This window comes from Pseudomonas sp. LBUM1666 (genome assembly GCF_059695775.1).
This window is the reverse complement of record NZ_CP166789.1, coordinates 5,403,707-5,419,321: the sequence shown is the minus strand read 5'-3', so window position 1 is coordinate 5,419,321 and position 15,615 is coordinate 5,403,707. Positions and strand designations below refer to the sequence as shown.

Genomic DNA, 15,615 nt, shown 5'->3' with positions numbered 1-15,615 from the left:
GCACTCAGCCTTTCTTAACCAGCAAGCAGGAGAACCAGCATGCCTTTCGTCAGCGTACGTATTACCCGCGATGGGGTGACCCGGGAGCAGAAAGCCCAGGTCATCGCTGAAATCACCGACACCTTGAAGCGCGTCCTTGGTAAGCCTCCGGAGCTGACCCACATTGTGATCGAGGAAGTCGACACGGATAACTGGGGGTATGCGGGCATCACCACCACCGAGTATCGAAAAAACCAGTCGGGCTGATTTCCTGACAAGCCAAGACAGCCGTCCTCGGGACGGCTTTTTTGTAGGCGCGAGGAAAGGATTGCTTACCATTTTGCGGTGTTATCCACCGGCCCGAGCCGAGCCTTGGCGCTAGTCTCAAAAGTCGCAGTGATGATTCAACACAGCGCCAGTTATCGGATTTTCCAGGGAATGTCGGGTCTTCGGGCTCATTAACCTAACGGATGGGTTAGCATGAGATTATTCAGCTACAAAGGGTTTTCAATGGTGATCATGTTGCGCGACGAGCACTGCCCGCCGCATGCACATGTGGATGCCGGAACCTGGAGTGCGCGCTTCAAATTCAGCTTCTGGCACAACAGTGTCGAGCTGTGGGACGTGGTTCCTCATTCTCGCAGGCCACCTGTGGCGGTGCTGGAAGGGTTGCGTCACGCGCTCGGACAACCCGCTCACTTGCGCCGCGCTCGGTGTATCTGGTGGGACAAGCTGCACACGGTCTGCCTCGATCATCAGATATGGGACTGGCAAACCAGCGAAGTCGTGGTGGTAAAAAGGGTCGCCAGTACGACCTGCATGATTGGCTCGGCTTGTTATGAGCCCGAGACGAACAAGACCCTACTGGCGCTGATGGGCGTTCCGGAGGGCGTGGAGATCGAACTATGAAAACGATAACAGCAAAAATGTTGGTGGATCGGCCCGTAACCGAAGCCGTGCTGGATGAAGCCATCCAGCGTGGCCAAGTGCGCCACAAAGGCGGTCTGCGGGCGACTTCGGTGACCTTTGTGGAACCGTGCCTGGCGGTCAATTTCATTGATGGCAGTGGCGTGCTGTTGCCCGTACAGCACTATCCGGAGTTCGATGATTTCGACGTCGAGGATTTCGCAGACCTGAAAGTCGGCTTTTTCGGGACAGCCCTTTGCCATGAGGGCAAGGATCTGCAGGTCTCCATCGCCGGGATGATTTCGGCCAGCAAGCCGTTGATGGATATGGCCGCGTCGGTCATCGCCTCGCGTAATGGTCGCCAAAGCAGCGCCGCCAAAGCAGAGGCTGCGCGGGCGAATGGCCGTAAGGGCGGGCGTCCGCGCAAGACGGATATCACCCTTTAAGCACGCACAAAAAAGCCGTCGTGATGACGGCTGATTTGTTTCTGCCAACGGCAATCAACGACGGGTCAACAACACCCCGGATTCCATGTGATGGGTCCAAGGGAACTGATCGAACATTGCGCATCGGGTGATTCGATGGGTGTCGTGCAACTGGGCGATGTTGGCCGCCAGGGTTTCCGGGTTGCAGGAGATGTAGAGGATGTTGTCGAAGCGACGGGTCAGTTCGCAGGTGTCCGGATCCATGCCGGCGCGAGGCGGATCGACGAAGACGCTACCGAACTCGTAGCTCTTCAGATCGATACCGTGCAGGCGACGAAACGGGCGAACTTCGTTCAGGGCTTCGGTCAGCTCTTCGGCGGACAAGCGCACCAGGGTGACGTTATCCACAGCGTTTTCGCTGAGATTACTCAACGCGGCGTTGACCGACGCCTTGCTGATTTCGGTGGCCAGCACTTTGCGCACGCGCGTCGCGAGCGGCAGGGTGAAGTTGCCGTTGCCGCAATACAGCTCCAGCAAATCGTCGGAGCGATCGCTGAGTGAGTCGTAAGCCCAGTTGAGCATCTTCTGGTTTACGGTGCCGTTGGGCTGGGTGAACGCGCCTTCCGGCTGGCGATAGCTAAAGGTGCGACCGCCGACGTCCATCTGCTCGACCACGTAATCGTGACCGATCACTTCGCGTTTGCCCTTGGAGCGGCCGATGATGCTGACGTTCAGGTCGGCTGCCAGTTTCGATGCTGCCGCGTGCCAGTGCTCGTCCAGCGGTCGGTGATAGCACAGCGTGATCATCGCGTCGCCGGCCAGGGTAGCCAGGAACTCCACCTGGAACAGCTTGTGGCTCAGGGCCGCACTGGCTTGCCACGCCGCCTTCAGCTGCGGCATCAACTCGTTGATGCGCAGGCTGGCGATCGGGAATTCTTCGATCAGGATCGGCGTGCGCTTGTCTTCCTGGGAAAACATCGCGTAGTGACGCTCACCGGCTTCGCGCCACAGGCGGAATTCGGCGCGCAGGCGGAAGTTTTTCAGCGGCGAGTCGAACACCGCAGGTTCTGGCGCGCCGAACGGGGCCAACAGGTCACGCAGGCGCGTGACCTTCTCTTCGAGCTGAACGGCGTAAGCCTGGGAATCAAAAGTCATGCGTTGAACCAACCCAACTTGATCACGAACAGAATCGACAGAATCACCAGTGCCGAGTTCAGCTCACGGCCGCGGCCGGACAGCAACTTGATTGCGGTCCAGGAGATGAAACCGAAGGCGATGCCGTTGGCGATGGAATAAGTGAACGGCATGGCCAGAGCGGTGACCACGACCGGTGCGGCGACGGTGATGTCGTCCCAGTCTATTTCGGCCAGGCCGGATGTCATCAATACCGCGACGAACAGCAGTGCAGGTGCAGTAGCAAAGGCTGGAACACTGGCCGCCAATGGCGAGAAAAACAGCGCCAACAGGAACAGAATCGCCACGACAACGGCGGTCAGGCCGGTGCGGCCGCCAGCACTTACGCCGGCTGCGGATTCGATGTAGCTGGTGGTGGTCGAGGTGCCCAGCAGCGAACCGGCCATGGCCGCGGTGCTGTCGGCGATCAGGGCGCGACCCATTTTCGGCATGTGGCCGTCCTTGCCCATCAGGCCGGCGCGCTTGGCGACGCCGATCAGGGTGCCGGAGTTGTCGAACAGGTCGACGAACAGGAAGGCGAAAATCACGCTGACCAGACCGATGTCGAGGGCGCCTTTGATGTCCAGTTGCAGGAAGGTCGGTGCGAGAGACGGTGGCATCGACATCACGCCGCCGAAAGGGGTGAAGCCCAGCGCGATAGAGGCGATGGTCACCACCAGGATGCCGATCAACACGGCGCCGCGAACCTTCAGAGCTTCGAGGGCAACGATCAGGGCAAAACCGAGGGTCGCGAGGATCGGAGCTGGCTGCTTCAAGTCACCGAGGCCGACCATGGTCGCCGGGTTGCTGACCACGATGCCGGCGTTATGCAGGGCGATCAGGGCCAGGAACAGGCCGATACCGGCGGCAATCGCCGAACGCAGCGGCAACGGGATGCTGTTGATGATCCATTCGCGGATGCGGAAGATCGACAACAGGAAGAACAGCACTGCGGAGATGAATACCGCACCCAGCGCTACTTGCCAGGTGTGGCCCATATGCAGGACTACGGTGTAGGTAAAGAAGGCGTTCAGGCCCATGCCCGGCGCGAGTGCGATCGGGTAGTTGGCGATCAGACCCATCACCGTGGAGCCGATGGCGGCTGCCAGACACGTGGCGACGAACACCGCGCCCTTATCCATGCCGGTCTCACCGAGGATGCTCGGGTTGACGAACAGAATGTAGGCCATGGCCAAAAAGGTCGTGACGCCCGCCAGTATCTCGGTCCGCACGTTGGTGTTGTGTGCCTTGAGTTGAAACAGCCTTTCCAGCATGTCTGCTCCCCGTGGCGCGCCAGGCGCCGTGAATGTATCGACCTCAACAGCAAAGCACAGACCGCTGTTGGCGCCTGGTAATTTTCTGTGGGTCGGAAAAAGCCGCGCATCATACCAGCAGCGTGGGGCTATGGCTGCTTATGGCTGCGATCGTCGTCGATGTTTTGCGGTAAAGCCAAGTGCGCCATACTGCGCGCTGATTTTGGGGGTGACTTATGTATTGCATGAATAAACGTCTGATTGCCGTATTCGCAATGGCGATCGCCTTGTCCCTGGGGGCACACACCGCTTCGGCTGCATCGGCACCACCGTTGAGTCAGGTGAAGGTACTGAAGGTCGAATCGCCGGGCTGTGGCTTTGAAGACATTGCGCAGGGGCAAGAGCAAACCCGCTGCAATCACAGCGGACCGAACATCAAGGTCTACGTGTTGGAAGTGGGCTACGGACGTGCAGCGCATGTCGCGTTGGACGGTTTTGAGGTGAATGGAACCCGGACCCCGGTCTGTGCTTTTGATAACGGCAACCTGACTGAGTGCACCGTTGGGAAAAAAACCGTCGGCTATCTGTACGTCTTCGATCTGGCGGGTAAACAGGAAGGCACGTTCACCTTCAGCAACACGTCGATCAACGCACCAGGCAATACGCTGTCGACGCAGCTTTACATCAAGTAACGGCGGGCTCGAACAAGGGGCAGGAAAGCTGACTACGCTTTAAAGATCATCCAGTGGACTGCGCCCATGACCTTTAGAGCTCTGATTACCCTCGCCGAGGGCATCGATGACCTGCAATCAGTGACCCTGATCGATGTGCTGCGCCGTGCCAAGGTTGAAGTGGTGGTGGCCAGCATCGAGGCTCGGCGCATGCTCACCTGCGCGCGCGGCACCCGAGTGACGTCCGATGCGATGCTGGTAGACGTGCTGGCACAGCCGTTCGATCTGATCGTCCTGCCCGGCGGTGCCGTCGGCGCGCAACATCTGGCGGTCTATCAACCCCTGGAACAATTGATCAAGGATCAGGCGGCGGCCGGGCGCCTGTTCGCCGGCATCGCCGAGGCCCCGGCGTTGGCGCTGCAAGCCTTTGGCGTACTGCGTCAGCGGCGCATGACCTGCCTGCCATCGGCCAGCCATCAACTGTCGAGCTGCAACTTCGTCGATCAACCGGTGGTGGTCGATGGCAACTGCATCACTGCCCAAGGTTCAGGGGCGACATTGCAATTCGCCCTGATGCTGGTGGAACAACTCTGCGGCAAAGCCAGGCGAGCGGCGGTGGCGGGAGAGTTGGTGGTTTAGAGAGTGCCCCAGACAAACTGCTTCAGGCCTTCACTTCTTCCACCGGCACATGCATGCGGTCGCGGTTAGCCAGGGTCGGGAACAGTTTGATCCACGCCCCGGTCACCACCAATGTGCCAATACCGCCCATGACCACCGCTGGCACGGTGCCGAACCAATGGGCGGTCAAGCCGGATTCAAACTCGCCCAACTGGTTCGAAGCGCCGATGAACAGACCGTTCACGGCACTGACCCGGCCGCGCATTTCATCCGGGGTTTCCAGTTGCACGAAGGAGGCGCGGATCACCATGCTGATCATGTCCGCCGCGCCCAACACCACCAACACCGCCAGGGAAAACCAGAACGAGGTCGACAGGCCGAACGCAATGGTCGCGACACCGAACACACCCACTGCGGTGAACATGACCCGTCCGACTTTGCGCTCCACGGCAAATCTCGCCAGGTACAGCGACATCAGCAGCGCACCGACTGCCGGCGCTGAACGCAGCAGGCCCAGGCCCCAAGGGCCGGTCAGCAGGATGTCCTTGGCGAACACCGGCAGCAACGCCGTCGCGCCACCGAGCAGGACGGCAAACAGATCCAGAGAAATCGCCCCGAGAATGTCCGGACGACTACGAATGAAGCGGATGCCCGCCAGCAGCGAATCCAGGGTTGCCTTGCCCTTGTTCAGCGGTGTCTGCCGTGCCGGCAGGTTGAGCATCAGCAGGCAAGCGATGATGTAGAGGATCACCGTCGGGCCATAGACCCAGACGCTGCCGAAGGCGTAAAGCAACCCACCGAGGGCCGGGGCAACGATAGTCGCCGATTGCTGTGCGGATTGGGCGGCGGCGACGGCGCGGGGGAACAGCGCGCTGGGCACAATGCTCGGCAACAGGGCCTGGGTGGTCGGCATTTCGAAGGAGCGGGCGGCACCGAGCAGGAACGCGAGGATGAAGATCATTTCCCGGGTGACATTGTCGGTCGCGCTACCGATGGCCAGCGACAGGGCGATCAACGCTTGCAGGGACTGACAGATTGCCGCGACCTTGCGCCGGTCATAACGGTCCGCGACATGCCCGGTGTGCAGCATGAACAGCACTCGCGGGGCGAATTCCACCAGACCGACCAGGCCCAGATCGAGCACATTACCGGTCAGTTGGTAGAGGTTCCAGCCAATGGCCACCGTGAGCATCTGGAACCCGCTGGCGGTAAACACCCGAGCCAGCCAGAACGCGATAAATGGGCGGTGATGACGTAACAGCAAGGGCGCTTGGCTGGGCATCTGAGGGCCGGTCTTGAGCGAGGGGAGGGTCGAGATTATCACCAAGCTGTAACCAAAAGTTGCAGGGCTGGGAAATTTCGTTAGCTAGACACCGATATGCCTGGCCCGCATCGGTGAGGCAACCTGTCACGCGGCAAAAGACCACACCGTCCATCGTCAAAAATGGGACTACTCTTTTAACGTTGCTTGATCCAGATCAAGACCGCTCGTGGAATTTGATCCGGCGGCCAGATGGCCAGACTCCCTACGTTGTGATGTTTGTAAAAAAAGAACGAATTCGAATTCGCCACACTCCATATCCGTGGGGGCAGTGGGTGCAGGGCCTCCACCCCGCAGCCGGTATTACCTGACAGAGGAAGACTTATGTTCGGTTTGGAGGCACTTGATCTCGCCCGGATGCAGTTTGCGTTCACCATTTCGTTTCACATTCTATTTCCCGCCATCACCATTGGCCTGGCGAGTTACCTGGCGGTGCTCGAAGGCCTGTGGCTGAAAACCCATAACGACACGTACCGCGATCTGTACCACTTCTGGTCGAAGATCTTTGCGGTCAACTTCGGCATGGGCGTGGTCTCCGGGCTGGTCATGGCCTATCAGTTCGGCACCAACTGGAGCCGCTTCTCGGACTTCGCCGGCTCCGTGACCGGGCCGCTGCTGACGTACGAAGTACTCACCGCTTTCTTCCTCGAAGCCGGTTTCCTCGGTGTCATGCTGTTCGGCTGGAACAAGGTCGGGCGCAATCTGCACTTCTTCGCCACGGTCATGGTCGCCATCGGCACACTGATATCGACCTTCTGGATTCTCGCTTCCAACAGCTGGATGCAGACCCCGCAAGGTTACGAAATCGTCAATGGCCAGGTGATTCCGGTGGACTGGCTGGCGGTGATTTTCAACCCGTCGTTCCCTTACCGTCTGTTACACATGTCGACGGCGGCGTTTGTCGCGACTGCTTTCTTCGTCGGTTCCTCGGCGGCCTGGCATTTACTGCGAGGCAAGGACAACCCGGCGATCCGCACCATGCTCTCGATGGCCATGTGGATGGCCCTGATCGTGGCGCCGATTCAGGCGGTCATCGGTGACTTCCACGGCCTCAACACGCTCAAGCATCAGCCGGCGAAAATCGCCGCGATCGAAGGTCACTGGGAAAACCACGGCGATGAGCCGACCCCGCTGATCCTGTTCGGCTGGCCGGACATGAAAGAAGAGCGGACCAAGTTCGCGGTAGAGATCCCGTATCTGGGCAGCCTGATCCTCACGCACTCGCTGGACAAACAGGTCCCGGCACTCAAGGAGTTCCCGCCTGAAGACCGACCGAATTCGACCATCGTGTTCTGGTCGTTCCGGATCATGGTGGGTCTGGGCATGCTGATGATCTTCACCGGTTTGTGGAGCCTGTGGCTGCGTAAACGCGACAAGCTCTATACCTCCCGGCCGTTCCTGTACCTGGCGTTGTGGATGGGGCCATCCGGCCTGATCGCAATCCTCGCCGGTTGGTTTACCACTGAAATCGGCCGTCAGCCTTGGGTGGTCTATGGCCTGATGCGCACGGCAGATGCGTCCTCCAATCACAGCTTCATGCAGATGAGCATCACGTTGATCATGTTCGTCGTGGTCTATTTCGCGCTGTTCGGTGCCGGTCTGGGCTACATGATGCGCCTGGTGCGCAAAGGGCCGAAGATCGACGAAGGCAAGGAAACCAATGAGGGTGGCCCCGGCCGGAAACGCACGCCGGCCCGTCCGATGTCCGCCGCCGACGACAACGGTGACAGCGACCACAGCCCCAGCCTGACGAAGGAGATTTGACTCATGGGTATTGATCTTCCGCTGATCTGGGCCGTGATCATCATCTTCGGCATCATGATGTACGTGGTCATGGACGGTTTCGATTTGGGGATCGGGATTCTCTTCCCGTTCATTCCGGGCAAGACCGACCGTGACGTCATGATGAACACCGTCGCGCCGGTCTGGGACGGTAACGAAACCTGGCTGGTGCTGGGCGGCGCGGCGTTGTTCGGTGCCTTCCCGCTGGCCTATTCGGTGGTGCTCTCGGCGTTGTACCTGCCGCTGATTTTTATGCTGATCGGGCTGATCTTCCGCGGCGTGGCCTTCGAGTTCCGCTTCAAGGCCAAGGACGACAAGCGCCATCTCTGGGACAAGGCGTTCATCGGTGGCTCGATCGCCGCCACCTTTTTCCAGGGCGTTGCGTTGGGAGCGTTCATTGATGGATTGCCGGTGGTCAATCGCCAATTTGCCGGTGGCTCACTGGACTGGTTGACGCCATTCACCCTGTTCTGCGGCGCGGCGCTGGTGGTGGCTTATGCGCTGCTCGGTTGCACGTGGCTGATCATGAAGACCGAAGGCAAGTTGCAAGAACAGATGCATGACCTGGCTCGACCACTGGCGTTCGTAGTACTGGCGGTGATCGGTATCGTCAGCATCTGGACCCCGCTGGCCCACGCCGAGATTGCGGCTCGCTGGTTCACGCTGCCGAACCTGTTCTGGTTCCTGCCGGTGCCGATTCTGGTGCTGGTGACTATGTACGGTCTGATCCGCGCGGTGGCTCGTAATGCGAACTACACGCCATTCCTGCTGACGCTGGTGCTGATCTTCCTCGGTTACAGCGGTCTGGGCATCAGCCTGTGGCCGAACATCGTACCGCCGTCGATCTCGATCTGGGACGCCGCCGCACCGCCGCAAAGCCAGGGCTTCATGCTGGTGGGCACGCTGTTCATCATCCCGTTCATCCTGGGTTACACCTTCTGGAGCTACTACGTGTTCCGCGGCAAGGTCACCCACGAAGATGGCTATCACTAGAGCACGCGACAGTGGCGCAGGGCTGATACCTGCGCCATTTCTTCAGAGGAGATTGCGATGAAGGCGGGTAAACATTCCTTGCAGGAAATCGAAGCAGCAGAGAAAAAGCCGCTCTGGCAGCGACTCGGCTGGCTGGCGATGATCTGGACCGGCAGCGTTGTGGCGCTGTTCATCGTGGCCAGCCTGATGCGCATGTTCATGAATGCCGCGGGCCTGACGACCCACTGATTTTTTGCACCTGATCCCATCCTGTTGCCTTGCGGCACGGATTTACAGCCCTCCTTTGCTGGAGGGTTTTTTTGCCTTGGATTATTTTCGGGCTTTAAGGATCACGAACTTGGGTGTGGCCGCCACTTGCTCGACGCCGCGGAACAACCGCGCGAGCTTGCTGTGATACCCCAGATGACGATTGCCGACGATGTACAACGCACCGCCTACCACCAGAGCCTCTCGGGCCTGCTGAAACATGCGCCAGGCCAGGAAGTCGCCGACGACTTGTTGTTGGTGAAACGGAGGGTTGCACAGTACGACATCCAGAGACTGAGGTTCCTGACCCGCCAAACCATCGCCGGCGCGTACAACCACTTCCCGGTCACCCAGCGCCGCGCGCCAGTTTTCGGCTGCCGATTGCACTGCCATGAACGACTCGTCCACGAGCGTGTACTGGGCCTCGGGGTTTTGCAGGGCGCTGGCGATGGCCAACACCCCGTTGCCACAACCGAGATCGGCAACCCGCGCTGAGCCGAGGTTCTTTGGCAGGTGCGGCAAAAACGCTCGCGTGCCGATGTCCAGGCCTTCGCGGCAGAACACATTGGCGTGATTCAGCAGTTCGATCTCAGGGGCGTCGAGTCGATAACGGGTCGGGTAGGGGGACACGACGGGTGCTTTGACCTCGGTGGTCGCGATCAATAGCCGAGCCTTCTTCACCGCCAACGAGGCTTGCACCGGGCCGATGTAGCGTTCCAGCAGATCGCCCGCGGCTCGTGGCAAATGCTTGATCATCGCCGCGGCAATTACCTGAGCCCCCGGCGCCAGTTGATCCTGCAAGCGAATCAATTGCTCTTCCAGCAAGGCGAGGGTTTTCGGGACCCGGATCAGTACCCGGTCAAAAGGGCCTGAAAAGGCTTCGCTGGCAGGTACGCTTGGTACCGCATCAAATGCCTGGCCGTTACGGATCAGATTTTTTTCCAGTCCCTGAAAGGCCAGGAACGAGTCACCGCTGCTGGTCACTTGAACCTTGCCCGCCAGGCTGGCGGCCAATGCGCCAAAGCTGTCGTTGAGTACCAAAACCCGAGTGTCGGCCGAGGGCTGTTGGTCAGCCAGATGGGTGAGCAGGTATTCGTCTGCGGCATCAAACGCCTGCAGCGGTTCGTTCTGCTGTTCGGGCTGGCGGATCAGGTCGAGTCGGGCGAAGGGTGTTTCGAGCAAGGGCATGAGGCGGGGCTCTGGGTAATCAACAGGGGTAATCAACTGGTGTCCCGCGGCTCAGGGGCGTTGTAGCGGGCGAGACCGTCCGAGTGTACTGCGTCGTGAAGGTTCACACGTCATCACTCAAGAAGGACCGCAAATGGTACGTTTTTTTCTTTTGGATTACTTGCAGGTTTTTTTGATCAACGTATCGCGCTGCTGTTGAGAGAGCCGTCCTTGGTGGCGGCGATGACTGCCGAAATCTTGTTATTGACCCCGAGTTTCAGAATGGCGCTTTGCACATGGAAATTGACCGTGCGTGCGCTGAGGTTAAGGATTCTGGCACTCTCATACGCAGTTTTGCCATCAGCCGCCAGTTTCAATACATCGATCTCGCGGGGGGACAAATGCGGCACGGGTGGCTTGGTCGATTTCCTGGGCAGTGTCTGTGCGATCAACGCATGCAGGTGGCGCCCGATGAACACTGAAAAACCGAGATTTTCATACAACTCAAACGCAGTGATCGGGCAATGGCTTCTGGCCAGGCTCAGAATGCTGCAAACACCACTGTCTTCGTCATGGACCGATTGCGACCAGCCGTGCTGCAATCCTTGTTTCTCAAGCGCGTCCCACAACCACGGGGTCTTGGAAAAAAGTTCTTCGCTCCAAAGGACGGGCAACCTGGAGTGATTGCAGTGAGCCACTACTGGGTCTATCGCACCGAAATTTTTTTGTTCATATTCAATGTTCCAGTCCGTAGGGTAGTTGTTGAGCTGGACTGTATTAAAGTGGTCAGTTTTTGTTGGGTATGTTGTTGAAAAGGCGAAAAATTTAAAGCCTATATTTTTCGCGAAACCCAGTGAAATCCGGTAGGCAGTCTCGATCTCCGTTGCCCGTGATAATTGGTTGAGTTGTGATTCCTTCCACCTCTCCATAGTGTCTCTCCAGATGTGATTTTACTTGGTGGTGCCTTTTTGGATCCAAGATGTGGCACGAGCCGAGTGTAGGATGTTTCCTATGTTCGTGTGAGAATTTTTGGCTTTGTTTGCGATTTTTAAGCAAGTATCTGGTTCTAACGTTAGGGAGTATCGGCGTAGATAAAGCAATGGCGGGCTTACTATAATCAGACTTGGATTTGTGTGTTAACTGGGTGGTTAATGTTAAGTTGTACTATGGAGTTAATGTGAATGAGGCCCTGGCTAAAGCCACTACAAATCACCGGTGTTTAATCACTCCGCTTTGCGGGACACTGTGGCTATCTGTTGAATGGAGCGCCCCATGACCGCCAGTGCAGAAAAATTCACTCGCCAGACCTTGCTCGACGTCCAGTCGCTGACCCCCAGTCTGTTCACCTTGCGGACCACCCGGGATTCGGGTTTTCGTTTTCGTGCAGGGCAATTCGCCCGGCTGGGCGTTACCAAGGCTGACGGCAGCACCGTATGGCGGGCCTATTCCATGGTGTCGTCGCCCTACGACGAATTCCTCGAATTCTTTTCCATTGTGGTGCCAGGGGGGGAGTTCACCAGTGAGCTGAGTCGGCTGGGTGTCGGCGATACGCTGCTGGTCGAACGTCAGGCCTTTGGTTACCTGACGCTCGATCGCTTTGTCGATGGCCGGGATCTCTGGTTGTTATCCACAGGCACAGGCCTGGCACCGTTTCTGTCGATCCTGCAGGACTTCGAGGTCTGGGAGAAATTCGAACGAATCATCCTGGTCTACAGTGTGCGTGAAGCCCGGGAACTGGCTTATCAGGACCTCGTCTGCGGCTTGGCACAGCGCGACTATTTAGCGGAGTTTGCGCACAAGCTGCAGTTCATCACCACGGTCACGCGCGAGCAGCATGATGGCGCGCTGAGTGGCCGGATCACTGCGTTGATCGAAAATGGCGAGTTGGAGCGGGCGGCAGGCCTGGCGCTGACGGCCGAGCACTCAAGGGTCATGCTCTGCGGCAATCCGCAGATGATCGATGACACCCGCAAATTGCTCAAACAACGCCACATGCACTTGAGCCTCAGTCGACGACCCGGGCAAGTGGCGGTGGAAAACTACTGGTAAAAAAAACGGCGCCTCAAGGGCGCCGTTGCTTGTTTTACTGACCTGTTGAGGGCCGATTGTTCTGAGCCTTGAGCAGATCACGGATCTCTTCCAGCAGCTCTTCTTCCTTGGTCGGAACCGGCGGCAGCGTTGGTGCAACGGCCTCTTCGCGTTTCAGGCGGTTGATGGCTTTGACGCCCATGAAGATCGCGAAGGCGACGATGATGAAGTCAATCATGCTCTGGATAAATTTACCGTACGCCAGCGCCACCGCCGGGATATCGCCGTTGGCTGCTTTGAGCGTAATGGCCAGGTCACTGAAGTCCACCCCCCCGATCAGCAGGCCAATGGGTGGCATCACCACGTCGCCGACAAACGATGAAACGATCTTGCCGAAGGCGGCGCCGATGATGATACCGACGGCCATGTCGACCACATTACCTTTGACCGCGAAGGCCTTGAACTCATTTATCACGCCCATAGGTTATTCCTTGTTACAGATGAGGTTGGTGAACGCAGTGTAAATCAGCATGATGCATCTTGCTCGAAACAACTGCTTACAGAGCTCGCCTGCTACCGACCGTCTCGGCGGCAAAAAGTTTGGCCTCCAGCACGCCCGCTGAACATTTTATCAGTCGGTCATTCGCCTCTGCCGAGTGGAGGGGAGAGGATGAAACTATAGAAAATAGAGGCGGTAGCATCACAAGGTAGATGCAAGGGCAATGTGCAGTATATGAAGTTTTATGTGAATGGTTTGCAGGTTGTAAAGACTCGCACCTCGAACAAATTTCCTGAGTTCAATGTCATAAATGCCATTGTGGTGCCATTAGTTTGGTTGTTCATATTGTTAGGTTGGCTCAATAGTTAGATTGTACATTCAGGTTTTAAATGGCAAAGATTTGTACAGGTTTTGATTTGTGTTTTCTTGGATAAAACTAGTATTTGATTGGGTGTGTTGGAGCGTTAAGTTGTACAGGTTTTATGGTTGCTAGTGTGGTGAATGTATTCCAATGGCTGAACAAGTTGCTACCGAAGATCCGCTGGGGAACTTCGCCGCGCTGATCCGCACCAGCTGAGCTATCATCGCGGTTTTTGCCGGGAGTTCAGATGGCCAAGGCCAAGCGCATGTATGGCTGCACCGAGTGCGGCTCAACCTTCCCCAAGTGGGCTGGCCAGTGCGGCGAGTGCGGGGCCTGGAACACCCTGACTGAAACCATGGTGGAGAGCGGTGGTGCCGCAGCTCCCAGCGGTCGCACCGGCTGGACCGGCCAGCAAGCACAGATCAAGACCCTGGCCGAAGTCAGCGTCGAAGAAATCCCGCGTTTTTCCACAGCTTCCAGCGAGCTCGATCGGGTGCTGGGCGGTGGTCTGGTAGACGGCTCGGTGGTGCTGATCGGCGGTGATCCGGGCATCGGCAAATCGACCATTCTGCTGCAAACCTTGTGCAACCTCGCCAAAGTCATGCCGGCACTGTACGTCACCGGCGAAGAATCCCAGCAGCAAGTGGCCATGCGCGCCCGCCGTCTCGGCCTGCCTCAGGATCAACTGCGGGTGATGACCGAAACCTGCATCGAAACCATCATCGCCACGGCCCGACAGGAAAAACCCAAGGTGATGGTGATCGACTCGATCCAGACGATCTTCACCGAGCAGCTGCAATCGGCACCGGGCGGCGTCTCGCAGGTTCGGGAAAGTGCGGCGTTGCTGGTGCGCTATGCCAAGCAGAGCGGCACGGCCATTTTCCTGGTCGGTCACGTGACGAAAGAAGGTGCATTGGCGGGGCCCCGAGTGCTGGAGCACATGGTCGACACGGTTCTGTATTTCGAAGGCGAATCCGATGGGCGCTTGCGTTTGCTGCGGGCGGTGAAGAACCGTTTCGGCGCCGTCAACGAACTGGGCGTATTCGGTATGACCGACAAGGGGTTGAAAGAAGTCTCCAACCCTTCGGCGATTTTTCTCACCCGCGCGCAGGAAGAAGTCCCGGGCAGTGTGGTCATGGCGACGTGGGAAGGGACGCGGCCGATGCTGGTGGAAGTCCAGGCGCTGGTGGACGACAGTCACCTGGCCAATCCACGTCGGGTAACGCTGGGGCTGGACCAGAATCGACTGGCGATGCTCTTGGCGGTGTTGCACCGTCACGGCGGCATTCCGACCCACGATCAGGACGTCTTCCTCAACGTGGTCGGCGGGGTGAAGGTGCTGGAAACGGCCTCCGACCTGGCATTGATGGCCGCGGTCATGTCCAGTTTGCGCAACCGCCCGCTGCCCCATGATTTGCTGGTGTTCGGTGAAGTCGGGCTGTCGGGTGAAGTACGCCCGGTGCCGAGTGGCCAGGAACGCTTGAAGGAAGCCGCCAAGCACGGCTTCAAACGCGCCATCGTGCCCAAGGGCAATGCGCCTAAGGAAGCGCCGCCGGGGTTGCAGATTATTGCCGTAACGCGTCTGGAGCAGGCGCTCGACGCTCTGTTCGAATAACCTTCCAGATAGAACACAAACCCTGTGGGAGCGAGCTTGCTCGCGATATCGGACTATCACCCAACATTTATGTCGGCTGGCATACCGCTATCGCGAGCAAGCTCGCTCCCACGGGGTTTGTGTTGGTCTTCAAATATTGATCAAAGCGCCCAATTCACGCTCCAGCTCCTCGGGATCGCCAAGGTTGAGTTCAACCAACCGCCGCAGGCGTTCAATCGATTCCAGGCTGATGTGTTTGCAGACAAACCCGAGCTGGCCATGGTCATCGTGGGTCAACATCACATCCATCTTGATCCCGACGTCTTCGTTTAGATGAATATCGACCAGGAAATGCCAATCCCTATTACCCAGCCACGGCTCTGGCTTCTCGATCAGCAACCCCTTGAGTGACAGGTCGATCAACTTCACCGGCCAGATGAATTCCCCCTGACTCAGCTCAGTTCGGGCATCGAACGCAATACGTTTGAAGCGGCGGCGATCGGCAGGGTGCTCGCTCATGGCGCAATCCTCGTAAATGTTCGCTGACTATAGACCCGCATCGTCAAAGGCTGCCAGCAAAGTGATGGCTCAACCCATGT

Annotated in this window: 17 protein-coding genes; 10 read left to right on the top strand and 7 right to left on the bottom strand. The window is 58.2% G+C overall.

Annotated features, from left to right (window positions below; all coding sequences use genetic code 11):
- Positions 1-39: 39 nt before the first annotated feature.
- The 3 genes from ACA056_RS24995 to ACA056_RS24985 all read left to right on the top strand — a co-directional run bounded on the left by ACA056_RS24995 (position 40) and on the right by ACA056_RS24985 (position 1,331).
- Positions 40-246, top strand: coding sequence for a tautomerase family protein (locus tag ACA056_RS24995; protein WP_123367741.1), 207 nt, complete (start codon positions 40-42; stop codon positions 244-246).
- A 213-nt stretch (positions 247-459) separates the two neighbouring features.
- The gene (locus ACA056_RS24990) at positions 460-888 is read left to right on the top strand and encodes a hypothetical protein (protein ID WP_056744643.1); all 429 of its coding nucleotides are present in this window, start codon (positions 460-462) and stop codon (positions 886-888) included.
- On the top strand, positions 885-1,331 hold the full coding sequence (locus tag ACA056_RS24985; RefSeq protein WP_497268505.1) for a DUF2442 domain-containing protein: 447 nt from the start codon (positions 885-887) through the stop codon (positions 1,329-1,331). The genes ACA056_RS24990 and ACA056_RS24985 overlap by 4 nt, the downstream gene beginning before the upstream one ends.
- 54 nt (positions 1,332-1,385) lie before the next feature.
- On the opposite strand, the gene trmA is transcribed toward ACA056_RS24985, so the two are convergent.
- Both trmA and ACA056_RS24975 read right to left on the bottom strand, forming a co-directional pair.
- Complete coding sequence (trmA, locus tag ACA056_RS24980; protein WP_497268503.1) at positions 1,386-2,465, bottom strand: tRNA (uridine(54)-C5)-methyltransferase TrmA; 1,080 nt, start codon at positions 2,463-2,465, stop codon at positions 1,386-1,388.
- A complete protein-coding gene (locus tag ACA056_RS24975; RefSeq protein WP_497268501.1) occupies positions 2,462-3,757 on the bottom strand; it encodes an NCS2 family permease in 1,296 nt (431 codons plus the stop codon). Before ACA056_RS24975 ends, trmA begins: the two co-directional genes overlap by 4 nt.
- A 215-nt stretch (positions 3,758-3,972) precedes the next feature.
- Between ACA056_RS24975 and ACA056_RS24970 the strand changes: the two genes are divergently transcribed.
- Together ACA056_RS24970 and ACA056_RS24965 are read left to right on the top strand one after the other, a co-directional pair.
- Positions 3,973-4,428 carry a DUF4879 domain-containing protein gene (locus ACA056_RS24970; RefSeq protein WP_497268499.1) on the top strand — a complete coding sequence of 152 codons (456 nt, stop codon included), beginning with the start codon at positions 3,973-3,975 and terminating at the stop codon, positions 4,426-4,428.
- Between the two features lie 66 nt (positions 4,429-4,494).
- Positions 4,495-5,046, top strand: coding sequence for a DJ-1 family glyoxalase III (locus ACA056_RS24965; RefSeq protein ID WP_497268497.1), 552 nt, complete (start codon positions 4,495-4,497; stop codon positions 5,044-5,046).
- Positions 5,047-5,068: 22 nt separating this feature from the next.
- On the opposite strand, the gene ACA056_RS24960 is transcribed toward ACA056_RS24965, so the two are convergent.
- On the bottom strand, positions 5,069-6,307 hold the full coding sequence (locus tag ACA056_RS24960) for an MFS transporter (protein ID WP_129441041.1): 1,239 nt from the start codon (positions 6,305-6,307) through the stop codon (positions 5,069-5,071).
- A gap of 363 nt (positions 6,308-6,670) precedes the next feature.
- On the opposite strand from ACA056_RS24960, the gene ACA056_RS24955 reads away from it, so the two are divergent.
- From ACA056_RS24955 to ACA056_RS24945, 3 genes are read left to right on the top strand one after another with little or no spacing between them, the layout of a single operon-like run.
- Entirely contained in the window at positions 6,671-8,110 is a 1,440-nt protein-coding gene (locus tag ACA056_RS24955) for a cytochrome ubiquinol oxidase subunit I (protein WP_497268495.1), read from the top strand.
- Between the two features lie 3 nt (positions 8,111-8,113).
- Complete coding sequence (cydB, locus tag ACA056_RS24950; protein ID WP_461962452.1) at positions 8,114-9,121, top strand: cytochrome d ubiquinol oxidase subunit II; 1,008 nt, start codon at positions 8,114-8,116, stop codon at positions 9,119-9,121.
- 57 nt (positions 9,122-9,178) lie between these two features.
- On the top strand, positions 9,179-9,349 hold the full coding sequence (locus ACA056_RS24945) for a DUF2474 domain-containing protein (protein ID WP_082555883.1): 171 nt from the start codon (positions 9,179-9,181) through the stop codon (positions 9,347-9,349).
- 81 nt (positions 9,350-9,430) lie between these two features.
- Here ACA056_RS24945 and ACA056_RS24940 read toward each other — a convergent pair whose 3' ends face one another.
- Positions 9,431-10,555, bottom strand: coding sequence for a methyltransferase (locus tag ACA056_RS24940; protein ID WP_497268492.1), 1,125 nt, complete (start codon positions 10,553-10,555; stop codon positions 9,431-9,433).
- Between the two features lie 176 nt (positions 10,556-10,731).
- Entirely contained in the window at positions 10,732-11,463 is a 732-nt protein-coding gene (locus tag ACA056_RS24935) for a helix-turn-helix transcriptional regulator (RefSeq protein ID WP_497268490.1), read from the bottom strand.
- Between the two features lie 343 nt (positions 11,464-11,806).
- Here ACA056_RS24935 and ACA056_RS24930 point away from each other — a divergent pair, with 343 nt between their 5' ends.
- The gene (locus tag ACA056_RS24930; RefSeq protein WP_497268488.1) at positions 11,807-12,583 is read left to right on the top strand and encodes a ferredoxin--NADP reductase; all 777 of its coding nucleotides are present in this window, start codon (positions 11,807-11,809) and stop codon (positions 12,581-12,583) included.
- A gap of 34 nt (positions 12,584-12,617) precedes the next feature.
- Here ACA056_RS24930 and mscL read toward each other — a convergent pair whose 3' ends face one another.
- Positions 12,618-13,043: a large-conductance mechanosensitive channel protein MscL gene (gene mscL, locus ACA056_RS24925; protein ID WP_497268486.1), complete on the bottom strand. Its 426-nt coding sequence runs from the start codon at positions 13,041-13,043 to the stop codon at positions 12,618-12,620.
- Between the two features lie 626 nt (positions 13,044-13,669).
- Between mscL and radA the strand changes: the two genes are divergently transcribed.
- A complete protein-coding gene (gene radA, locus ACA056_RS24920) occupies positions 13,670-15,037 on the top strand; it encodes a DNA repair protein RadA (protein WP_008149143.1) in 1,368 nt (455 codons plus the stop codon).
- A 129-nt stretch (positions 15,038-15,166) separates the two neighbouring features.
- Here the strand turns inward: radA and ACA056_RS24915 are convergent, their stop codons facing one another.
- Entirely contained in the window at positions 15,167-15,535 is a 369-nt protein-coding gene (locus ACA056_RS24915; protein WP_497268484.1) for a PilZ domain-containing protein, read from the bottom strand.
- Between the last annotated feature and the right edge of the window lie 80 nt (positions 15,536-15,615).